The 20,621-nt window shown below is 71.8% G+C and carries 19 protein-coding genes; 6 read left to right on the plus strand and 13 right to left on the minus strand.

The features are described 5' to 3' along the window. Positions 1–52: 52 nt before the first annotated feature. The 4 genes from ACTJJZ_RS06680 to dut form a co-directional block, all read right to left on the minus strand. Complete coding sequence (locus ACTJJZ_RS06680; protein WP_440720405.1) at positions 53–2,887, minus strand: aconitate hydratase; 2,835 nt, start codon at positions 2,885–2,887, stop codon at positions 53–55. Between the two features lie 165 nt (positions 2,888–3,052). Then, complete coding sequence (locus tag ACTJJZ_RS06685) at positions 3,053–3,841, minus strand: DUF3159 domain-containing protein (protein WP_440720406.1); 789 nt, start codon at positions 3,839–3,841, stop codon at positions 3,053–3,055. Further along, positions 3,838–4,449 (minus strand): DUF3710 domain-containing protein, encoded by a 612-nt coding sequence (locus tag ACTJJZ_RS06690; RefSeq protein ID WP_440720407.1) that lies wholly within the window; start codon positions 4,447–4,449, stop codon positions 3,838–3,840. The genes ACTJJZ_RS06685 and ACTJJZ_RS06690 overlap by 4 nt, the downstream gene beginning before the upstream one ends. After that, on the minus strand, positions 4,446–4,955 hold the full coding sequence (gene dut, locus ACTJJZ_RS06695) for a dUTP diphosphatase (protein WP_440720408.1): 510 nt from the start codon (positions 4,953–4,955) through the stop codon (positions 4,446–4,448). Before dut ends, ACTJJZ_RS06690 begins: the two co-directional genes overlap by 4 nt. 12 nt (positions 4,956–4,967) lie before the next feature. On the opposite strand from dut, the gene ACTJJZ_RS06700 reads away from it, so the two are divergent. Then, on the plus strand, positions 4,968–5,498 hold the full coding sequence (locus ACTJJZ_RS06700) for a DUF3093 domain-containing protein (RefSeq protein ID WP_440720409.1): 531 nt from the start codon (positions 4,968–4,970) through the stop codon (positions 5,496–5,498). A gap of 66 nt (positions 5,499–5,564) precedes the next feature. On the opposite strand, the gene ACTJJZ_RS06705 is transcribed toward ACTJJZ_RS06700, so the two are convergent. Beyond that, the gene (locus ACTJJZ_RS06705; protein WP_440720410.1) at positions 5,565–5,858 is read right to left on the minus strand and encodes a DUF4193 domain-containing protein; all 294 of its coding nucleotides are present in this window, start codon (positions 5,856–5,858) and stop codon (positions 5,565–5,567) included. A gap of 219 nt (positions 5,859–6,077) precedes the next feature. On the opposite strand from ACTJJZ_RS06705, the gene sepH reads away from it, so the two are divergent. After that, on the plus strand, positions 6,078–7,121 hold the full coding sequence (gene sepH, locus ACTJJZ_RS06710; protein WP_440720411.1) for a septation protein SepH: 1,044 nt from the start codon (positions 6,078–6,080) through the stop codon (positions 7,119–7,121). Positions 7,122–7,129: 8 nt separating this feature from the next. On the opposite strand, the gene ACTJJZ_RS06715 is transcribed toward sepH, so the two are convergent. Further along, positions 7,130–8,257: an alkaline phosphatase family protein gene (locus tag ACTJJZ_RS06715; protein ID WP_440720412.1), complete on the minus strand. Its 1,128-nt coding sequence runs from the start codon at positions 8,255–8,257 to the stop codon at positions 7,130–7,132. 80 nt (positions 8,258–8,337) lie between these two features. Here ACTJJZ_RS06715 and ACTJJZ_RS06720 point away from each other — a divergent pair, with 80 nt between their 5' ends. Beyond that, a complete protein-coding gene (locus ACTJJZ_RS06720; protein ID WP_440720413.1) occupies positions 8,338–10,782 on the plus strand; it encodes a DNA gyrase/topoisomerase IV subunit A in 2,445 nt (814 codons plus the stop codon). Beyond that, complete coding sequence (locus ACTJJZ_RS06725; protein WP_440720414.1) at positions 10,779–11,300, plus strand: AAA family ATPase; 522 nt, start codon at positions 10,779–10,781, stop codon at positions 11,298–11,300. The genes ACTJJZ_RS06720 and ACTJJZ_RS06725 overlap by 4 nt, the downstream gene beginning before the upstream one ends. Before the next feature lie 41 nt (positions 11,301–11,341). Here the strand turns inward: ACTJJZ_RS06725 and ACTJJZ_RS06730 are convergent, their stop codons facing one another. The 4 genes from ACTJJZ_RS06730 to ACTJJZ_RS06745 are packed head-to-tail and all read right to left on the minus strand — an operon-like array spanning position 11,342 to position 15,384. Next, positions 11,342–12,274: a 3-oxoacyl-ACP synthase III family protein gene (locus ACTJJZ_RS06730; protein WP_440720415.1), complete on the minus strand. Its 933-nt coding sequence runs from the start codon at positions 12,272–12,274 to the stop codon at positions 11,342–11,344. Further along, entirely contained in the window at positions 12,261–13,583 is a 1,323-nt protein-coding gene (locus ACTJJZ_RS06735; RefSeq protein ID WP_440720416.1) for a F390 synthetase-related protein, read from the minus strand. Before ACTJJZ_RS06735 ends, ACTJJZ_RS06730 begins: the two co-directional genes overlap by 14 nt. Then, positions 13,580–14,380 carry an MBL fold metallo-hydrolase gene (locus ACTJJZ_RS06740; RefSeq protein WP_440720417.1) on the minus strand — a complete coding sequence of 267 codons (801 nt, stop codon included), beginning with the start codon at positions 14,378–14,380 and terminating at the stop codon, positions 13,580–13,582. The genes ACTJJZ_RS06735 and ACTJJZ_RS06740 overlap by 4 nt, the downstream gene beginning before the upstream one ends. Further along, complete coding sequence (locus ACTJJZ_RS06745) at positions 14,377–15,384, minus strand: NAD-dependent epimerase/dehydratase family protein (protein WP_440720418.1); 1,008 nt, start codon at positions 15,382–15,384, stop codon at positions 14,377–14,379. The genes ACTJJZ_RS06740 and ACTJJZ_RS06745 overlap by 4 nt, the downstream gene beginning before the upstream one ends. Positions 15,385–15,476: 92 nt before the next feature. On the opposite strand from ACTJJZ_RS06745, the gene ACTJJZ_RS06750 reads away from it, so the two are divergent. Continuing rightward, a complete protein-coding gene (locus ACTJJZ_RS06750) occupies positions 15,477–16,694 on the plus strand; it encodes a glycosyltransferase (RefSeq protein WP_440720419.1) in 1,218 nt (405 codons plus the stop codon). Between the two features lie 18 nt (positions 16,695–16,712). Here the strand turns inward: ACTJJZ_RS06750 and ACTJJZ_RS06755 are convergent, their stop codons facing one another. From ACTJJZ_RS06755 to ACTJJZ_RS06765, 3 genes are read right to left on the minus strand one after another with little or no spacing between them, the layout of a single operon-like run. After that, entirely contained in the window at positions 16,713–17,621 is a 909-nt protein-coding gene (locus tag ACTJJZ_RS06755; protein ID WP_440720420.1) for an arginase family protein, read from the minus strand. Between the two features lie 12 nt (positions 17,622–17,633). Then, positions 17,634–18,113 (minus strand): GNAT family N-acetyltransferase, encoded by a 480-nt coding sequence (locus ACTJJZ_RS06760; protein ID WP_440720421.1) that lies wholly within the window; start codon positions 18,111–18,113, stop codon positions 17,634–17,636. Further along, on the minus strand, positions 18,110–20,209 hold the full coding sequence (locus ACTJJZ_RS06765; protein WP_440720422.1) for a DNA gyrase/topoisomerase IV subunit B: 2,100 nt from the start codon (positions 20,207–20,209) through the stop codon (positions 18,110–18,112). The genes ACTJJZ_RS06760 and ACTJJZ_RS06765 overlap by 4 nt, the downstream gene beginning before the upstream one ends. Positions 20,210–20,391: 182 nt before the next feature. On the opposite strand from ACTJJZ_RS06765, the gene ACTJJZ_RS06770 reads away from it, so the two are divergent. Further along, positions 20,392–20,604: a DUF7455 domain-containing protein gene (locus tag ACTJJZ_RS06770; protein ID WP_440720423.1), complete on the plus strand. Its 213-nt coding sequence runs from the start codon at positions 20,392–20,394 to the stop codon at positions 20,602–20,604. Positions 20,605–20,621: the final 17 nt, after the last annotated feature.

Raw genomic sequence — 20,621 nt, forward strand, 5'->3', positions numbered from 1 at the left:
GCGAACGGGGCCGGCTCCCGAAGGAACCGGCCCCGTCGCTCGTGCGCGCGGATCAGACCAGCTGGCGCAGCACGTACTGCAGGATGCCGCCGTTGCGGTAGTAGTCCGCCTCACCGGGGGTGTCGATGCGGACGACCGCGTCGAACTCGATCGTCTCCTTGCCCTCGGGCGAGAACTCGCTCGGCGTCGCGGTGACCTTGACCGTCTTCGGAGTCGTGCCGTCGTTCAGCTCCTCGAGGCCGGAGATCGAGACGATCTCGGTGCCGTCCAGGCCGAGAGACTCCCAGCTCTCGCCCGCCGGGAACTGCAGCGGGACGACGCCCATGCCGATCAGGTTCGAGCGGTGGATGCGCTCGAAGCTCTCGGTGATGACCGCCTTGACGCCGAGGAGGTTGGTGCCCTTCGCCGCCCAGTCGCGGGAGGATCCGGATCCGTACTCCTTGCCGCCGAAGATCACCAGCGGGGTTCCCTGCGCCTGGTAGTTCTGCGACGCGTCGAAGATGTACGCCTGCGGGCCGCCGGGCTGGGTGAAGTCGCGGGTGAAGCCGCCCTCGATCTGCTCCCCGTCATTGACGGCCCTGACCAGCGCGTTCTTCAGACGGATGTTGGCGAACGTGCCGCGGATCATCACCTCATGGTTGCCGCGGCGTGAGCCGTAGGAGTTGAAGTCCTTCTGCGCGACGCCGTGCTCGGTGAGGTACTGCGCGGCGGGGGTGCCCGCCTTGATGTTGCCGGCCGGGGAGATGTGGTCCGTGGTGACCGAGTCGCCGAGGGTCGCCAGCACGCGAGCGCCGGTGATGTCGGTGACCGGGGCCGGCGTCGCCTCCATGTCGTCGAAGTACGGCGCCTTGCGCACGTAGGTCGAGTCGGCGTCCCACTCGAAGACCGGGCCGGTGGGCGTAGGCAGGCTGGTCCAGCGCTCGTCGCCGTCGAACACCGTGGCGTACTGCTTGATGAACTGGTCGCGCGAGATCGACGAGTCGACGAGCTGCTGCACCTCGTCGGGAGCGGGCCAGATGTCCTTGAGGAACACGTCGTTGCCGTCGCCGTCGGTGCCGAGCGGGTCGGTCTCGAAGTCGAAGTTCATCGAGCCGGCCAGCGCGTAGGCGACCACCAGCGGCGGGCTCGCCAGGTAGTTCATCTTCACGTCGGGGCTGATCCGGCCCTCGAAGTTGCGGTTGCCGGAGAGGACAGCCGTGACCGCGAGGTCGTGCTCGTTGACCGCCTGCGAGACCTCGTCGATCAGCGGACCGGAGTTGCCGATGCAGATCGTGCAGCCGTAGCCGACGGTGTAGAAGCCGAGGCCCTCGAGGTCCTTGTCGAGGCCCGACTTCTCGTAGTAGTCGGTGACGACCTTGGAGCCGGGGGCGAGCGTGGTCTTCACCCACGGCTTCTGCTTCAGGCCCTTCCGCAGCGCATTGCGCGCCAGCAGGCCGGCGGCGACCATGACCGACGGGTTGGACGTGTTGGTGCACGACGTGATCGCGGCGAGCGTGACCGCGCCGTTGTCGAGGATGTAGTGCAGGCCGTCCGGCGTGGTGACCGGGACCGGGGTGGAGACGTTCGCGGGTGCGCCGCTGTTGATGTGCACCGGTCGCGTGGTCGTCTCCTCCTCGCCCGGAACGCTGCCCGGATCGGAGGCGGGGAACGAGTGCTTCGAGTCGAGGTCGACGATGTCGTCGCTCGTCGAGGCGTTCGCGTAGTTCAAGATGTCCTTCTCGAACTGCGACTTGGCCTCGGAGAGCAGGATGCGGTCCTGCGGGCGCTTCGGGCCGGCGATCGACGGCACGACCGTGGAGAGGTCGAGCTCGAGGTACTCGCTGAAGCTGGGCTCGACCGAGGCGTCGTGCCAGAGCTTCTGCTCCTTGGCGTACGCCTCGACCAGGGCCACGGCCTGCTCGTCGCGACCGGTGAGACGCAGGTAGTCGAGTGTGACGTCGTCGATCGGGAAGATCGCGGCGGTGGATCCGAACTCCGGCGACATGTTGCCGATGGTGGCGCGGTTCGCGAGCGGCACCGAGGCGACGCCGGCGCCGTAGAACTCGACGAACTTGCCGACCACGCCGTGCTTGCGAAGCATGTCGGTGATCGTGAGCACGACGTCGGTCGCGGTGACGCCTGCGGGGATCTCGCCGGTCAGCTTGAAGCCCACCACGCGCGGGATCAGCATGGAGACCGGCTGGCCGAGCATGGCGGCCTCGGCCTCGATGCCGCCGACGCCCCAGCCCAGCACGCCCAGGCCGTTGACCATGGTGGTGTGCGAGTCGGTGCCGACGCAGGTGTCGGGGTAGGCGCGGAGCACGCCGTTCACGGTGCGGTCGTAGATGACCTTCGCGAGGTGCTCGATGTTCACCTGGTGCACGATGCCGGTGCCCGGCGGGACGACCTTGAAGTCGTCGAACGCGGTCTGGCCCCAGCGCAGGAACTGGTAGCGCTCGCCGTTGCGCTCGTACTCGATCTCGACGTTGCGCTCGATCGCGTCCGGGCGGCCGAACAGGTCGGCGATGACGGAGTGGTCGATGACCATCTCGGCGGGAGAGAGCGGGTTGATCTTGCTGGGGTCGCCGCCGAGCGCCGTGACGGCCTCGCGCATGGTGGCGAGGTCGACGATGCAGGGCACGCCGGTGAAGTCCTGCATGACCACGCGGGCGGGCGTGAACTGGATCTCCGTGTCGGGCTGGGCCGACGGATCCCAGGATCCGAGAGCCTCGATCTGCGCCTTCGTCACGTTCGCGCCGTCCTCGGTGCGAAGCAGGTTCTCCAGCAGCACCTTGAGGCTGAAGGGGAGCTTCTCGTGACCGTCGACCGTGTCGATCCGGAAGATCTCGTAGTCGGTGCTGCCGACCGTCAGGGTGCTCTTGGCACCGAAGCTGTTCACCGTGGACACGAATCCGTCTCCTTCTGATCGGATGGAAGCGATCACCGCGACTCCATCTTGCTCGGCCGCTCCCCCGCGCGGCTAGCAAGGAGGGCCTTACCAGTGTGCGCTTCGGGGACGATCAAGCGAAAGGGTGTCGATTTATCTTGATGTCAAGATAATATCCCACACCGCTCAGGAGGGTGTCGAGCCTGTTTCCGCGGGCGTGTCCCCCGCTTCGCCTGCCGGATACAGGGCGCGGACCAGGAGCCACGTCACCGCGACCATCGGCGCGAACAGCGGCAGCCCCATCACGAGCTTGAGAGTGCCCAGCGCCTGCACGTTCCCGGAGAAGTACAGCGGCAGCTGCACGCCCAGACGCGCGTAGAACAGCGCGGCCCAGGCGATCGTGATCCAGAAGAAGGCACGACGCTTGCGGCGGTCCTGCCGCCACCCGCGCACGTCGCCCATCAGGAAGCCGGCGGCCAGACCGATCACCGCCCAGCCGATCAGCGCCGACACCAGCAGCACGGTGCCGTACAGGGCGTTGGTGAAGAAGCCGGGCACGAAGTTGTCCTGGCCGCGGCCGGTCCACAGCGCGAGCCCGGCGGCCACGGCGACCGCCGCGAGCCCGCCGATCGCCGACGCCGCCGGCGACCTCTGCAGCAGCCGGATCACGGAGAACACGGCCGCGAGCCCGACCGAGACGACGAGCGAGAGCCAGAGCGGATCCGGCCGGAGGGTGAAGATGATCAGGAACGCGGCGCTCGGCAGCACCGACTCGAGCACGCCGCGCCAGCCGCCCATCGCGCGCCAGACGACGTGGCCCGTGCTCGCTCCGGACGACGGGTCGATGCCCAGCCGCTGCGCGGCCCCGCCGAGCGCGGCGCCGAGGCTCTGCACCGGGTCGGCGGTCTCCGCCGGCGGCGGGGCGTACTTCTCCGCGGGCGCCCGCCCCGGCTCGTCCGGGGTGGGCGCGCTCACGCCGTGCCGGGCGCCGCGGGCATCCGCAGCGGGATGAGGTCGCGCGGCGGCATGGGCGCCCCGCCGCGCACGACGACGATCGAGCGGAACAGGTCCTCGACGGCGGCCGCCGCGTTCGCGTCCTGCGCCGCCGCCCCGCCGATCACGCCGCGGAGGAACCAGCGCGGTCCGTCCACGCCCACGAACCGGGCGAGCCGGGTGGTGGCGCCGTCCGCACCGGCGACGGCGGGGATCTCCGCGAGCAGCTCGGCGCCGAGCGCGCCATCGCGCTCCTCGACCCGGCCGCCCTGCTGCGTGATCTGCTCCTGGATCTGCGCACGGGTCTCGTCCCACAGGCCGCTCGATCGCGGCGCGGCGAACGGCTGCACCTGCAGCGTGGAGTCCGCGTAGTCGAGCCCGACGGCGACGATCCGCTGCGTCTGCTCCTCGACCTCGAGACGCAGGTTCAGGCCCTCCCGGGGCAGGATCTTGATCGCGCCGAGGTCGATGTACGGGCGGACCGGGTTGGCCTCGCTCTCGTCGAACGGGCCGTCGACCGCACGATCGCGCAGGCCCTGCGGCGCCTCGTCCTCGACGGGTTCGATCTCGGGCGTGCTGTCGTCACTCATGCGTTCTCCTCCGCCATCGCCGTTCCCTGTGCCTCGAGAGCCTCGGCAGCGCCTCCCGGGGCGGCGCTGCGGGCCTGATAGCCGGTGGATCCGAATCCGCCCGCGCCTCGATCGCTCTCGTCCAGCGAGTCCACCGGGATGAACCGCGCGCGGGTGACGGGCATGACGATCAGCTGGGCGATCCGATCACCGACCGCGACATCGTACGCCGCGTCGCTGTCGGTGTTCAGAAGACTCACCCTGATCTCGCCGCGATATCCGGCGTCGACCGTGCCCGGCGAGTTGACGACCGTGATGCCGTGCTTCGCCGCGAGGCCGCTGCGCGGCACGACGAACGCCGCGTAGCCCTCGGGCAGCGCGATGCGCACCCCGGTGCCGATCAGCGCACGCCGGCCCGGCTCCAGCCGGACGGCCTCGGCGGCGACCAGATCGGCTCCCGCGTCGCCAGGGTGGGCGTAGTCCGGGATCTGGGGCGCGATAATGGGAACATCCACGGAATCGGTCACGGAAAGAGGCTAATGCAGAACGCAGCCGAGGCCCGCCGTCCGCGGGCCGATCACGCCGGAGCACCGAAGCCGCAGAAGGCGGCGGCCACCCGTTACCGCGAGCGGCTCGCGCCGAGCCTGTGGCTCTTCCTCGCCGCGGCTCTGGGCGGCCCGATGCTCACGCTGGTCTTCGTGCCGGCAGGATCCGGCATCGCCCTCGTCATCGGCGCGGCGGCGACGATCGCGATCGTCGCCCTGATGGTCTTCGGATCGCCGGTCGTCCAGGTCGAGCGGCGCGTGCTGCGGGCAGGGCGGGCCTGGATCGACGCGTCGTGGCTGGGCGATCCGCAGGTGCGCATGGGCGACGAGGCGCGTCAGGCCCGCGGCCCCGGCCTTCCCGCCCGCGGCTGGCACCTGATCCGCGGCGGTATCGACGGCATCGTGGTGGTCCCGAACACGGATCCGGACGACCCGGTGCCCAGCTGGACGATCTCGTCCCGCACGCCGGACCGCCTCGCCGCGGCGATCGACGCCGCCAGGTCCGAGGCTGCGCGCGGCGCCTGAGCCGTCAGACGCAGAACGCGCCCGGAACCATGCGGTCCGGGCGCGAGCGGCGCGTCTGAAGACGTGTCAGGCTGCGCATTCCTTGCAGATGGGGCCTGTCGCCTCGTCGTGGTCGAGCTGCGAGCGGTGCTTCACGAGGAAGCAGCTGACGCAGGTGAACTCGTCCTCCTGCGGCGGCAGCACCACGACGTCGAGCTCGACGTCCGACAGGTCGGCTCCGGGCAGGTCGAAACCGCCCGGGTTGTCGGAGTCCTCGACATCGATCGATCCCGACATCTTGTCGGGGACGCGCTCCTTGAGAGCCTCGATCGACTCGCTCTCGTCTTCGCTCTTGCGCGGGGCGTCGTAATCGGTTGCCATGGGGTGGATCTCCACTTTCATCCTGCGAGCGGCGGCTTGGCATCCTGCGTGTGCCGGGAGCCGGGGGTGTTCGGCGGCCCATAGTTTGCATGACACGGATGCAAATCGCAAATGCCACTCTGTCCGCGGAAGAGAACTCACGGCGCGCCCGCGATATTCCCGGCTGCCCCGGCACTGCGTGACACCATGATCGGACACCCATCCTGAGGGGCTGAAGCCATGGAACACGTCACGATCGTCGGCGCCGAAGACGACGTCCTCGTCCTCGCCACCGAGTCGGGAGAGCGGTTCGCCCTCCCCATCGACGAGGTGCTGCGCACGGAGCTGCGCCGGGCCAAGGCCGGGCGCGAGGAGAAGGCTCCCGCGCTCGCGGCGAGCCCGCGCGAGATCCAGTCGCACATCAGGGCCGGCATGTCGGCCGCGGACGTCGCCGAGCTGCTCGGCGTGAGCCGCGAGATCGTCGAGCGGTTCGAGGGCCCCGTGCTCGCGGAGCGCGAGCACATCGTCGGCCAGGCCCTCGCCGTGCCGGTGCTGATCGGCAGCGAGGTCGAGCCGGACGCGCAGCCGACGTTCGGGGTCGCCATCCGCGCCAAGCTCGCCGATCTCGACGCCGACGGCGAACGCTGGGCGGCCTGGAAGGATGACGCGGGCTGGGTCATCAAGCTCGAGTTCACCGCCAACGACGTCGACCACGACGCGCGCTGGAGCTTCGACCCCCGTCGCAGCGCCCTGGCCCCCACGAACGCCGACGCCACGCAGCTGTCCCGGCAGGGTGCCCTGCCCGACGGCCTCATCCCGCGGTTGCGCGCCCTCGACAAGGAGCGCTCCTCGCCGTACAAGGACGAGACCCGGTTCGACTCCGGCGCCTTCGGGCCGCGCCTCGTCGCCGCCCCCGCCGAGCACGAGATCGAGGACGAGCCGGAGGCGGCAGCGCCGCGGTCCTCCTCGAACGCGCAGGAGGCCGCGACCAATCGCGCCGCCTTCACATCGTCCGCCCCGTCCGACACCGCGGACCTGCTGGAGGCGCTGCGGCGGCGGCGCGGGCAGCGTGAGACGCGTCCGAGCGTCGACGACGAGTCCGAGGAGTCGCGCCCGCTGGCGCTCTTCGAGGCGCTCGAGCCGGGGTACGAGCCCGATCCCGCGCCCGTTCAGGATGCGGCGCGTCCTGGTCCCTCGGCGGAGCAGGACGGCGGATCGCGCCGACGACGCCGGGAGATGCCGTCCTGGGACGAGATCGTCTTCGGCGCCCGCAGCGAGGACTGAACCGGCGCTCAGCGCGCGAACGCGCCGAACCGCAGCAGCGGGACGCGCAGCTCCTCGGGGCTGAGCGATCCGTGCTGCCCGATCATGCCCTGCGCTCGCTGATCCTCGGCGGCCCCGTCGTACAGCGCCCACAGCCCGCGCGCCGGCACCACCAGGTCGCCGACCCGGCTCGCCGCGGCCTCCGTCACGGCGGCGCCGAAGAGGCCGCCCCGCACCGCCTCGTCCCGGGTGAGGACATCGGCGGCGCCCTCGGTCTCGCGTCGCCACTCCGCGGCGGCGTCGTCCGCGCGCGCGGCCTCCTCGAGGTAGACGTGCAGCATGCGCGGCTCCCCCGCGATCGCGGCGACGCCCTGCTGCAGGGGGCTGTCCTCGTCGATGATCAGGTGGCGCGTGGCGGGCACGTCGACCATGCCATGGTCCGCCGTCACCAGCATCCCCACCCCCGCCGGCAGAGCGGCAGGCATCGCCGCGTCCACGTCCTCGAGCGCGGCGACCCATTCCGCAGACGCGACGCCGTGCTTGTGCCCGGCCTTGTCGGCCTCGGGCAGATAGCAGTAGACGAGCGCGCCCTCGTGCTCCTCCGCCAGGGACAGGGCCATGGCCATCCGGTCCGCGGCTGAGCGGGCGGAGCGGAAGTCCGCCCCGCGCAGCGTCGCGGCCGAGAAGCCGCTGTGCGCGTATTCGGGCAGGCCGACCGCGAACGCAGGACGGCCCAGCGCGATCGCCCGCTCGAACACGGTGGGCTCGGTCTGCCAGACCGCAGGATCCGCCCCGGCCTGCTCCCAACCGGACAGCTGGTTGACCAGCGCCCCGCTCCGCGGATCCCTGACCTGGTACCCGACCAGGCCGTGCCGACCGGGATCCGCGCCGGTGAGCAGACTGGTCAGCGCCGCCGCCGTGGTGGACGGGAAGACGCTGGAGAGCACGTCCTTCTTCGTCATCGCCCCCGCCAGGCGCCGGGCGTGGCCGGCGTGGCTGCGCAACTGGGTCGCGCCGAGGCCGTCGACCACGGCGAGGACCGCCGAGCGCACCGGCGGCAGCTCCGCCGCGGAGCCGGTCAGCGCACCGAGCAGGTCGTGCGCCACCCCGGTGATGCTCCGGGAAGAGGGCGGGATCGCCGGTAGCATGAGGCTCATCCGAGCCAGTCTCGCACAGAGGCCGGACCGGTCCCGGCGTCGAGAAGCCCTCCGCCGGACCCCGACCCCGCAGGAAGCCCATGCCCCGCACCACGCCGCCCGAGCCGATCGACGAGCGCATCCAGGACATCGATCTGTCGAGCGAGATGCAGGGCTCGTTCCTGGAGTACGCCTACTCGGTCATCTACTCGCGGGCGCTCCCGGACGCCCGCGACGGCCTGAAGCCGGTGCAGCGGCGGATCCTGTTCCAGATGGCCGAGATGGGGCTGCGCCCCGACCGCGGTCATGTGAAGAGCGCCCGCGTCGTCGGCGACGTGATGGGCAAGCTGCACCCGCACGGCGACTCCGCGATCTACGACGCGCTGGTGCGCCTCGCCCAGCCGTTCTCACTGCGGCTCCCCCTGGTCGACGGGCACGGCAACTTCGGATCCCTGGACGACGGCCCCGCCGCCTCGCGGTACACCGAGGCGCGGCTCGCGCCGGCGGCCCTCGCCCTCACCGAGAGCCTGGATGAGGACGTCGTCGACTTCGTGCCGAACTACGACGGCCAGTTCCAGCAGCCGTCCGTGCTGCCGGCCGCGTTCCCGAACCTGCTGGTGAACGGCGCGAGCGGCATCGCCGTGGGCATGGCCACCAACATGGCCCCGCACAACCTCATCGAGGTGGTCGCCGCGGCGACGCATCTGCTCGAGCACCCCGAGGCCACGACCGAGGAGCTGATGGAGTTCGTGCCGGGCCCGGATTTCCCGTCCGGCGGCATCGTGATGGGTCTGGACGGCGTGCGCGACGCGTACGCGAACGGCCGCGGCGCGTTCAAGGTGCGCGGCAAGGTGTCGATCGAGCCGCTCGGCCCGCGCCGCACCGGCATCGTCGTCACCGAGCTGCCCTACACGATCGGCCCGGAGCGCGTGATCGAGAAGATCCGCGACGCGGTGCAGGCGAAGAAGCTGCAGGGCATCAGCGACGTCAACGACCTCACCGACCGCAACCACGGCCTGCGGATCCAGATCGGGATCAAGAACGGCTTCGACCCGAACGCGGTGCTCGAGCAGCTCTACCGGCTCACCCCGCTCGAGGACTCGTTCAGCATCAACAACGTCGCCCTCGTCGACGGGCAGCCGCGCACGCTCGGGCTCAAGGAGCTGCTCCGCGTCTACGTGCAGCACCGCCTCGAGGTCGTCACGCGCCGCAGCCGGTACCGACTGGCCCGTCGCGAGGAGCGGCTGCACCTCGTCGAAGGTCTGCTGATCGCGATCCTCGACATCGACGAGGTCATCCAGGTCATCCGCTCCTCGGACGACTCCGAGCAGGCCCGCGGCCGGCTGCAGAGCGTGTTCGATCTCAGCGAGGTGCAGGCCGAGTACATCCTTGAGCTGCGCCTGCGCCGCCTGACCAAGTTCTCCCGCATCGAGCTCGAGGCCGAGCGCGACGCGCTGCGCGCCGAGATCGCGGCGCTGCAGGAGCTGCTCGGCAGCGAGGCGCTGCTGCGCGCACAGGTCGCCCGGGAGCTCGACGCCGCCGCGGAGGCGTACGGCACGCCTCGCCGCACCCTGCTGCTGAACGCCGCCCCGCCGAAGCAGCGCGCGACCAAGGGACCGGTCGACCTGCAGATCGCGGACGCACCGACGGTCGTCGTGCTGTCCACGACGGGCCGGGCCGTACGGGTCGATCTGGAGCCCGGCCAGGAGCTCTCCCCCGCCGCGCGGCGCAGCAAGCACGACGCGATCCTCTCCGCGCTGACGACGACGACCCGCACCGAGATCGGCGCGGTCACCTCCGCCGGGCGGGTGCTGCGCTTCACCGCGATGGATCTGCCCTCTGTGCCGTCCGCGTCGGTGCATCTGGCCGCGGGCATGCCGCTGCGCGACTACGTCGGGCTGCTCGACAAGAGCGAGCGGATCCTGGCGCTGCTCCGGTTCGAGGACGACACGCCGATCGCCCTGGGCACTCGCACCGGCGTCGTGAAGCGCGTTGTGCCGTCCACGCTCCCGGTGCGGCCGGAGCTCGAGATCATCGGATTGAAGCCCGGCGACGCCGTGGTGGGAACGGCCTCCGCTCCCGACGACGCCGAACTCGTGTTCGTGACCAGCGACGCGCAGCTGCTGCACTTCCCCGCCTCGGGGGTGCGCCCGCAGGGCGCCCCCGCCGGCGGCATGGCGGGCGTGAAGCTGGGCGCCAAGGCGGAGGCCATCGCGTTCTCGGTGGTCACGCAGACCGAGGACGCGATCGTGGTCACCGTCTCCGGGGCGACGGGCATGCTCCCCGGCACGGATGCGGGGCGCGCGAAGGCCTCGCGCTTCGCCGAGTTCCCCGGCAAGGGCCGCGCCACCGGCGGGGTCAGGGCGCATGCGTTCCTGAAGGGCGAGGATCGGCTGACCTTGGCCTGGATCGGCGCGGAGCCGGCCCTCGCGGTGGGGCCGGACGGGTCCGCCCGCGCCCTGCCCGAGATCGGCGCCAAGCGCGACGCCTCGGGTCAGCCCATCGACGGCGTGATCGGCTCGATCGGCACTACCCTGGGGGCATGACCGGCTCGATCATGCTCGTCTCGGGTCTTCCCGGGGTCGGCAAGACCACTGTCGCCCGTGAGCTGGCGCGACGTGCCACCCGCGGCGCCCACCTGGACACGGATCTGATCGGCGAGGCGCTGATCCTCTCCGGCCTGGTCGCTCCGGGCCAGGAGCCCGTCAAGGAGGCGGACCGCCAGCTCGCGCTGCGCAGGAAGAACATCTCCGCCCTCGCCCGCAACTTCGCCGACGCTGAGTTCGACGTCACGATCTCGGACGTGGTGCTGTGGCCGGACCTGCTCGACACGTACCGCGCCGAGATCGCGCTGCCGCTCCGGTTCGTTCTGCTCACGGCCTCGCCGGACGAGATCGCGGAGCGGGACGCCTCCCGGGACAAGCATGTGGCGGACCAGTGGACCCATCTCCGCGACGACCAGGAGGCGTTCCAGGGCGTCGGCCTGCGCCTGGAGACCACGGGCCTGTCGATGCAGGAGACGCTCGACGCCATCCGCGACCGCTGGGACGAGGCGCTGATCTGAACTCCTGATCGAGGGCCGCTGAGGGTTTGCGTCCGCAGCGTCTACAGCCGCAGCGCCAGGGCGTTCGCGGTCAGGCCGGCCGCGGTGCCGCAGAGCACCACGGTGTCGCCCCGGCCGATCCGCTGCGCCTCGAGCGCCCGGACGAGCATGAACGGCACCGAGGCCGACACCATGTTCCCGAACGCCTCGACCTCGTCGACGCGGCGGTCCTGCGGCACCCCGATCCGGTCGAGCATGGGCCCGAGCGCAGCCGACGCCTGGTGCGGCACCCACAGGGCGATGTCCTCGTGCGACAGGCCCGCACGGGTGAGGAACCGCGCGAAGAACTCCGGCAGCACCCGCATCATTCCGAGCAGCGCCCTGCGCCCGTCCATGTCGAACAGGTAGTCGGACGGATCCTGCTCGGCGTAGCGCTGCGCCGGCGCGTGCGACAGCCCGCCGCGGATCTCGGTGTCGTGCGCGTGCGCGGGCCACGTCTGCTGCAGGCTCTCCAGCACGCCTCGGCCAGGCTCAGCCGCCCGTCGCAGCACGACCGCGACCGCGGCGTCGCTGAACAGCTCGAAGCTCTCCTGCTGCCCGGGGTTGAGGAATCGGGTGCCGACATCACCGGCCACGATGAGGACAGTGCCGTGGTCGCCGTCCTCGAGGTAGCGCGAGGCGATGTCGAGCGCGGTGACGAAGCTCGTGCAGGTCGAGTTCACGTCGAACGCGGCCGCGTGCCCTGCCCTGGTGAGCCGCTCCCACACGAGCGCGGCCGTGCACGGGATGGGCTGGATCCCGGCCGCCGAGGCGCCGAGCACGAGATCCACGTCGTCCGCGGTGATCCCGGCGTGCTCGAGGGCGCGGGCCGCGGCGCCCGCGAGCATGTCGAGGTGCGACACGTCGTCCTCGATGCGGTAGCGCACCGCGTCCCCGAACCGCACGGTCCGGCCGGGAAGCACCGTCCCCCAGCCCGCGATCTCACAGCTCCGCATCGCCCTGTTCCCCCCTCCAGCGCCGTTCGACGCGGCGTAGCTTGCTCCGGCCGTCCGGCGCGTACGGCACGAAGCGCAGCTCGGGGCGGACGGCGCCGAGACGGTCGGCCAATGATGTCAGCTCACCGGCCACGGCCGCCCGCACCGCCTCCTCGCGCGTGTCGTCCGCCGCCTCGAGGCCGACCTCGAGCGTCCGAGGGCCGACCTGCACGATCCGGTACTCTGCGACGCCGTCGGCATACAGCAGCGACCGGGAGACGAGGTCGGCGAACACCTCGACGATCCCGCCGTCGCGGCGCGGCAGCCGCAGCGTGTCGCCCTCGCGCCCCTCGATCCGCGCGATCGCGGTGAGCGCGCTGCCGCACGGGCAGGGCTCGGTGCGCTCGCGGAGCACATCGCCGAGCCGGTACCGCACGATCGGCTGCGCCCGGCGGCGCAGATCGGTGACGATCGGCACGAACCGGCCGGCGCCGAGCGGCTCCCGTTCGACGAGGATGCCGTCCTCGTTCAGGTGCAGCGTGCCGTGCGGGCAGGTGTGCGCGAGGAAGCCCTCCGTGCACTGGTAGAGCTGGTGGATCACGTCCAGGCCGAACCCGGCGGCGATGCGGCGTTCGTCGGCGACCTCGAGCACCTCGGCGACCGCGTACACCTTCTCCGGGCGCACGGAGGTGCGGCCGTGCTCGAGCGCGCGGGCGATCACGAGCAGGACGGACGGCGGCGCGACGAGGATCGTCGGCGCATACCGCTGCAGGCGCTCCAGGTTCTGCGCCATGTCGGCGAACGCGTCGAAATAGGCGAACGACACCGCGCGGGATCCCACGGACTCGTACAGCGTGTTGTCGGCGCGCAGGAAGAGGGCGATGCGGTGGCCGAGGATCCGCCCTGCCGGAAGCGTCTTCGCCAGCACGCTCCCCGCCCACGCCTCGCGCTCCGCGCGGCTCACCAGGAACAGGCCACGATGTCCGCTGGTGCCGCTGGACAGTCCCACCGCGTGGCGGCCGATGCCCGTGCGGAAGTCGCGGGAGCGCTCGTTGTCGAGGGCCACGCGCAGGGCCGCGTCCCGGCGCACGCCGACCGTGTTCAGCTCGTCGAAGTGCGCCATCAGGATCGCCTTGTCCATGAGCGGCAGCGCACCGAGGTCACGCGCCCCGCGCGGGATCATCGACCGGAAGTACGGGGATCTCCGCCGCAGGAAGCGCAGGTGCCGCCGCAGGAGCCGGCGTTGCCGGCGCTCCACCGCCTCGCGCGTGCGCAGCCGTCGCAGCCAACGGGTCGCGGCGAACTCCACGACGATCCGCAGACGGCTCATCGTTCCAGCAGCTCGCGGTCGGTCACCGCGTCGTGGCTGCACACCACGCGGATGCCGGCACGGGACAGGGCGACCAGGGCGCGCGCGGTCGCAGAGTAGGCGGCGGGGTCGTGCTGCAGCCGGCGCGGCACGGCGCGCATGCGCGGTTCCGCGGCGAGCAGATCCGAGCCCCACGCCGCATCCCCGGCGAGCAGCACCCGGCCCTCGACGAGGGCGCCGAGATGGCCGTTCGCATGCCCGGGCAGGTCGACGAGTCGCAGCAGCCCGTCCCGGAACGGGTCCGCCACCCGCAGCGCTTCGCCGGCGATCGTCTCCTCGGCGAAGTCGGCGGGCGCCAGCACGATCGGATCGGTCCCGGGGAAGCCGGCGGGCAGCAGGCCGGGCAGGATCGCGTCGCGCAGGCGCGCCCTGCGTAGGGTGTCGAGCTGACCCGCCGTGATCACGAGCCGCGCCCCGGGGAAGCGCACGACACCGCCGATGTGATCGGGGTGCAGGTGCGACAGCACGACGTGGGTGACGCTCTCCGGCGCGACCCCGTCGTCCTGCAGCCGCCGGGCGACGTGCTCCTGCTCGGTCATGAGGGGCGGCAGGATCCTGCGGTAGGCGGCGCCGCGCCATCCGGTGTCCCAGGGGTCCGGCGCGTAGCCGGTGTCGAAGAGGATCCTGCGCCCGTCGCCCGGTTCGTACAGGAACACGCCGGACGGGAACGACCGCACCTCCCTGGTGTCCCCGCGGAACAGGACGCCGATGTCGTGCACGGTGCTCCCGCACGCGTAGTGCCGCAGCCGGCCGGTCACGGCGCGACCTCGGACCGTGCGCGCACGTCCGCGACGGCGCGGTCCAGCGCCTCGTCGAGCGACACCTCGGGCGTGTAGCCGAGCTCGGCCCTGGCGCGGGAGATGTCGAGCGTCTGCGAGTACGCGATCGTGCACAGCGTGTACCGGGTCAGCGGCGGCTCCGGTCGTCCCGGCAGCGCGGCGCACACGGCCTCCATCCCCGCGGCCAGCAGCCACGCCGCGCGCCGGGGCAGGCGCCGGAACCGCGGCTGCTCGCCGAGTCGCGCGAGCAGGGCCTCGAGCAGGGCGCGGAACGGCCGCGGATCGCCGTTGCTGATGTTGTACACGCCGCCGCGCGGATCCCCGGCCGTCAGGGCGAGGCGGAGCGCGAGCGCCACGTTCTCGACCGCGGTGACGTCGATGAGGTTCCGCCCGCCGTCGAAGAGCGGCACGCCGATCCGCCGGTGCACGGCGAGCAGACGCGGGACGAGGCTGGGATCCCCTGCCCCGATGAGACCGCGCGGGCGCAGGATCACCAGCTCGGGGATCCGCCCCTCGCGAAGGGCGTCCTGCAGCAGCGCCTCGGCGGCGATCTTGGTGCGGATGTACTCGTTCAGACGGTTCCCCGGCTCGACCTCGTCTTCGCGGATCCCGATCCGGTCGCGGGCGGCCGCGTACACGCTCGGCGACGACACGAACACGAAGCGTCGGGCGCCGTTGCGCTCCGCGAACGCGACGGCGGCGCGGGTGCCTGCGACGTTCGCCTCCTCGAAGTCCCGGCGGCGTCCCCACGGTGTGGACAGCGCGGCGCAGTGCACCACCGCGTCCACGTCGCGGCGCACGGCGGGGAGTTCCGCCAGGGAGGAGACGATGGTCTCCTCGGGGCCGGCCACCCGCGCGAGCGCCTCGGCGTTGCGCCCCGAGGCGAGGACGCCGATGCCGTGCGCACGCAGTTCCCGCACGGTGTGCCGCCCGAGGAATCCGCCGGCGCCGGTCACCAGGACGGGCGGAGCGGACGGGGACATGACCCCGATGCTAGGCCATCCGGGCAGCCCGGCCCGGGGCGCGGCACCGCGCATCGCCCGGATCCGGCACACGGCCGCCCTACAGTGAGACGGTGCGCATCGCCATGGTCACCGACTACTACCTGCCGACCCTCGGCGGGGTGCAGACCGCGATCAAGGCGCACAAGGAGGAGCTCGCCCGCGCGGGCCACGAGATCGCCGTGTTCTGCCCGCTCGCCGGTCCGTCGACCGACCCCTCCGTCGTCCGGCTGCCGACCGCGCGCGGGTTCGCGCCCGACGGGTACCCGTTCACCTGGACTCTGCGTGCTGCCGCGGGCGTGCTGCGGGAGCGCCTCGCGGGGTTCGACGTCGTGCACGTGCACACCGAGATGTTCGCCGCGCTCGCGGCCTACCGCGCGGCGGACGCGCTGCGCCTCCCCGTGGTGCAGACCATGCACGGGCGCATCGACGTCTACACGCGGGCGGTGCTGCCGCTGCCCGCCCTCAGCACCGCGGTGCTCGCCGGGCTGCACCGCCGCGGTCTCGGTCCCGTGGACGTGCGGCTCGACCCCCGTGCGCCGTATGCGCGCACCCGCACCGCCCGGCGGATGTGGCGGCTCATGGCGGGCCAGGCGCAGCGCGCGGACCGGGTGATCGTGCCGTCCGCGCACTTCGCGGCGAAGCTCGCCGCGCAGGGGGTGCGCACGCCCCTGACGGTGCTCTCGAACGGCCTGGAGGACTCGGTGCTCCAGGCGGTCGGCGAACCGGAGCCGCGGCGCCCGCTCCCCGGTGAGCCGCTGCGCGTGCTCTGGTGCGGCCGGCTGTCGCCCGAGAAGCGGCCCGAGGTCTTCCTCGACGCGGTCGCGCGGACGCCGGGCGTCGTCGCGGTGATGCTCGGCGACGGTGTCTCCCGCGGCGCTGTCCGGCGTCGTGCGGACACCCTCGGCGATCGCAGGGTCGAGGTGCGCGGATCCGTGCCGCAGGCCGAGGTGCTCGCGGCGATGCGCACCGCGGACGTGCTCGTGTCCAGCTCGTGGGACTTCGACAACCAGCCGATGGTGCTGCTGGAGGCGATCGCGTCGGGACTCCCCGTGGTCGTCGCCGACCCCGATCTCGCCGAGGCGCTCCCGCCCGGTGCGCACACGGTCGCGCCGTCGCCCGACGCCGCGGGTCTCGCCGCGTCGCTCGCGGAGCTGCGCGACGATCCGGACCGCATCGCGCGGATGAGCACCGCGGCCGTCGCGCACCGTCCGCACGCGGCCCAGAGCGCGCACCGCGACGGACTGCTCGCCGTCTACGGCGACGCGATCGCCGCGGGCCGGCGCGCCTGAGCCGACGGGCCGCGGTCCTCAGTCCCCGGCGGCGCTGCCCAGCTCGCCGAGCCCCTCCGCGACCACGTCCACGACCGTGCGCGCGTGCACGCCGTCCGGGTCGAGATCCGGGTCGAACACCGTCACCGCGGCGCCCCAGGCATGCGGCGCGAGCGCGGCGAGCAGCCCGATCAGCTCGTCCGGGGAGAGGCCGCCCGGATCCGGGCTGTCCACCGCGGGCATGTGCGCCGGATCCAGGACGTCCACATCCACCTGGATCCAGTAGCCGCGCTCGAGTCCCTCCACCGCCCGCACCCGCGCGGCCGCCCTCGCCCCGCCGTGCAGGATCACGTCGTCGGCGGGCACGACCAGCCCGATGATGCCGCGCAGCTCGTCCGCGTGCGGATCCGCGTACCGGCAGCCGACGTGCGCGGTCTGCCCGGGAGAGAAGTACGGGGCGAGCCCGTCGATGTCGGAGAGCTCGGGCAGGTGCAGCCCGATCGCGGCGGCAAGATCCTCCCCCGCCACGCTTGCGACGGCGTCACTGTTGCCGGGATGGCGGAAGTCGGTGTGCCCGTCGATGTGCACCAGCCCTCCCCCGCCGCCGACGCGGGACGCGAGGCCGGCGCCGATCACCAGGCTGCAGTCGCCGCCGAGCACGAGCGGTGCCTCTCCCGACTCGCGGATCTCGAACAGCCGATGCGCGAGCCGGCGCGCGTGGTCGACGAGCGCCGCCTGGTTCCGCACCATGCCGGGCGGGCGCCTGCCGTCGTCGTCCACGTAGCGCCCGGGCAGCACGATGCCGCCGTCGACCGCACCACGAGCGTGCAGCAGCCGGTGCAGTCCGGCCTCGCGGAGCGCCTCAGGAGCCTTCGCCGTCCCGGGCACGCTGCCGCGCACAGGCGGGCGCAGTCCGAGGTTCGTGGGGGCGGAGACGACGGCGACCATCGTCTCAGTCTGTCAAGCGGTATCCGCAGAACCGGAAGACCCGCCCGGGTCCCGGCGCATCCAGATGTCGACCCCGTCGTCGTGCTCGACGACGAAGCCGTGCCGCTCGTACAGCCGACGGGCCGCGGAGCCGACGAGCACCTGCAGCCGCAGCGGACGGTCGTCCGGAGCCGCGCTGAGAACGGCACGCAGGATCGCGGAGCCGATCCCCCGGCCCTGGTGCGCCTCGTCCAGATAGAACATCTCCAGCCACAGCGCCTCGTCGGCGTCGCGCAGGGTGATCGTCCCCGCCAGGCGGCCGTCCACGAGAACCATGCGCGTGTGCGCCGTCGAGAAGTGCTCCGCGACCCGTGCGCGGGAGCGATCAGGATCCCAGCCGACGAGCGGCTCGAGATCCCGGCGCAGCACCCGCTCCTTGAGCGCCGCGATCGCGTCGAGGTCGTCCGGCACCGCCGACCGCAGCGCCACGCCGGGAGGAAGCGGCGAGCTCACGCGTCGATGGCGTCGCGGGCGAGCCGGTCCGAGGAGTCGATGATGAACTCGCGGCGCGGCGCGACCTCGTTGCCCATGAGCAGCTCGAACACCCGCCCTGCGACCTCGGCGTCCTCCATGCGCACCCGGCGCAGCAGGCGTCCGGAGCGGTCCATCGTGGTCGAGGCGAGCTGCTCCGCGTCCATCTCACCGAGGCCCTTGTACCGCTGGATCGGCTCGTGCCAGCGCTTGTTCTGCTTGCGCAGCTTCGCGAGCAGCGTGTGCAGCTCCTGCTCGCTGTACGTGTAGATCGTCTCGTTCGGCTTCGATCCCGGGTTCATCACGATCACGCGGTGCAGCGGCGGCACGGCGGCGAACACCCTGCCGTCCTCGATCAGCGGGCGCATGTAGCGGAAGAACAGCGTGAGCAGCAGCGTGCGGATGTGCGCGCCGTCCACGTCGGCGTCGCTCATCAGGATGATCTTCCCGTAGCGCGCGGTGGAGAGGTCGAAGGAGCGGCCGGATCCCGCGCCGATCACCTGGATGATCGACGCGCACTCGGCGTTCGAGAGCATGTCGCTGATCGACGCCTTCTGCACGTTCAGGATCTTGCCCCGGATCGGCAGCAGCGCCTGATACTCGCTGGTGCGGGCATGCTTGGCCGTGCCGAGCGCGGAGTCGCCCTCGACGATGAACAGCTCGGTCTGTGCGACGTCGGTCGAGCGGCAGTCCACGAGCTTGGCCGGCAGCGACGACGACTCCAGGGCGTTCTTGCGGCGCTGCGTCTCCTTGTGCGCGCGGGCGGAGACGCGCGCCTTCATCTCGGCGACGATCTTGTCGAGCAGCTGGCTGGTCTGGCTCTTGTCGTCGCGCTTGGTCGACGCGAAGCGTTCGCCGAGGTCCCTGCGGAGCACCTGCGCGACGATCTGGCGGACCGCAGGGGTGCCGAGCACCTCCTTGGTCTGCCCCTCGAACTGCGGCTCCGGCAGGTTCACCGTCAGCACGGCCGTGAGGCCGGCGAGCACGTCGTCCTTCTCGAGTTTGTCGCTGCCGACCTTCAGCCGGCGCGCGTTCTGCTCGACCTGGGCGCGGAGCACCTTCAGCAGTTCCTGCTCGAAGCCCTGCTGGTGCGTGCCGCCCTTGGGCGTGGCGATGATGTTCACGAACGAGCGCGTCGTGGTCTCGTAACCCGTGCCCCAGCGCATCGCGATGTCCACCGCGCAGGTGCGCTCCACCTCGGTCGCGATCATGTGGCCGTCGGCCTGCAGCACCGGGACCGTCTCCTTGAAGGTGCCCTCGCCCTGCACCCGCCAGGTGTCCGTCACCGGCGCATCCGTGGCGAGGTATTCCACGAACTCGGAGATCCCGCCCTCGTAGTGGTACGACGTCTCATTCACGCCGTCCGCGGCATCGGGGTCGGCCGCGGCGCGCTCGTCCCGGACGACGAGTTCGAGTCCCGGCACGAGGAACGCGGTCTGGCGCGCGCGGGTCTCCAGGTCCGCGAGCTGGAAGGCCGCGTCCTTCGTGAAGATCTGGCGGTCCGCCCAGTAGCGGATCCGCGTCCCCGTCACGCCGCGCGGCGCCTTGCCGATGACGCGCAGCTCGCTGTTGTCCTGGAAGGGCGTGAACGGTGCGTCCGGGCGCTTCTCCCCCGCATCGGTGAAGATGCCGGGCTCGCCGCGATGGAACGACATCGCGTAGACCTTGCCGCCGCGGTCGACTTCGACGTCGAGGCGCTCGGACAGCGCGTTGACGACCGAGGCGCCGACGCCGTGCAGGCCGCCGGACGCGGCGTAGGATCCGCCGCCGAACTTGCCGCCCGCGTGCAGCTTGGTGAAGACGACCTCGACGCCGGTGAGGCCGGTGCGCGGCTCGACGTCGACGGGGATGCCCCGGCCGCGGTCGTGCACCTCGACGCTGCCGTCGGGGTGCAGGATGATGTCGATCCGGGATCCGTTGCCCGCGACGGCCTCGTCGACGGCGTTGTCGATGATCTCCCAGAGACAGTGCATGAGTCCCGGCGAGCCGTTCGAGCCGATGTACATCCCGGGCCGCTTGCGGACCGCTTCGAGACCCTCGAGGACCTGGAGGTGGTGGGCGGAGTACTCGGCTGTCACAATCAACCATCGTATCGAGCGGCGCCGTGCCCGGCCGGGCGACACTCCTAGCGCGTAACGAAGCGGAAGGCACCGGCGTACGCGGTCAGCGAAACACGCCGACCCACGGGCATGACTCCCAGCTCTGCGTGGTTGTATTGAGCACGCTCCACAGCGGATTCGAGATTAGAGGAGGCATCGAGATGAACGCGACGACCGAAAGGGACACCAACGTCATCCCCCGCCTCACGGCGATGGACCGATGCGACTCCTGCGGAGCCCAGGCCTACATCGCCGCCGAGGTCAACGGCAGCGAGCTCCTGTTCTGCGCCCACCACGGACGCAAGTACGAGGAGAAGCTCCGTGCGGTGGCGACGAGCTGGCACGACGAGACCTCGCGCCTCCTCGAATCCTGAACCGCTCCTAGACAGAA

The organism is Microbacterium sp. 22242 (assembly GCF_052045495.1).
In the GTDB taxonomy this organism is placed as follows: Bacteria; Actinomycetota; Actinomycetes; order Actinomycetales; family Microbacteriaceae; genus Microbacterium.

Bases quoted from the DNA above. Each gene is read 5' to 3' on its own strand.
- ACTJJZ_RS06690 (WP_440720407.1), bottom strand. From the start codon at position 4,449: ATGAGTGACGACAGCACGCCCGAGATCGAACCCGTCGAGGACGAGGCG.
- ACTJJZ_RS06700 (WP_440720409.1), top strand. From the start codon at position 4,968: ATGCAGAACGCAGCCGAGGCCCGCCGTCCGCGGGCCGATCACGCCGGA.
- ACTJJZ_RS06705 (WP_440720410.1), bottom strand. From the start codon at position 5,858: ATGGCAACCGATTACGACGCCCCGCGCAAGAGCGAAGACGAGAGCGAG.
- sepH (WP_440720411.1), top strand. From the start codon at position 6,078: ATGGAACACGTCACGATCGTCGGCGCCGAAGACGACGTCCTCGTCCTC.
- ACTJJZ_RS06715 (WP_440720412.1), bottom strand. From the start codon at position 8,257: ATGAGCCTCATGCTACCGGCGATCCCGCCCTCTTCCCGGAGCATCACC.
- ACTJJZ_RS06720 (WP_440720413.1), top strand. From the start codon at position 8,338: ATGCCCCGCACCACGCCGCCCGAGCCGATCGACGAGCGCATCCAGGAC.
- ACTJJZ_RS06725 (WP_440720414.1), top strand. From the start codon at position 10,779: ATGACCGGCTCGATCATGCTCGTCTCGGGTCTTCCCGGGGTCGGCAAG.
- ACTJJZ_RS06730 (WP_440720415.1), bottom strand. From the start codon at position 12,274: ATGCGGAGCTGTGAGATCGCGGGCTGGGGGACGGTGCTTCCCGGCCGG.
- ACTJJZ_RS06735 (WP_440720416.1), bottom strand. From the start codon at position 13,583: ATGAGCCGTCTGCGGATCGTCGTGGAGTTCGCCGCGACCCGTTGGCTG.
- ACTJJZ_RS06745 (WP_440720418.1), bottom strand. From the start codon at position 15,384: ATGTCCCCGTCCGCTCCGCCCGTCCTGGTGACCGGCGCCGGCGGATTC.
- ACTJJZ_RS06755 (WP_440720420.1), bottom strand. From the start codon at position 17,621: ATGGTCGCCGTCGTCTCCGCCCCCACGAACCTCGGACTGCGCCCGCCT.
- ACTJJZ_RS06770 (WP_440720423.1), top strand. From the start codon at position 20,392: ATGAACGCGACGACCGAAAGGGACACCAACGTCATCCCCCGCCTCACG.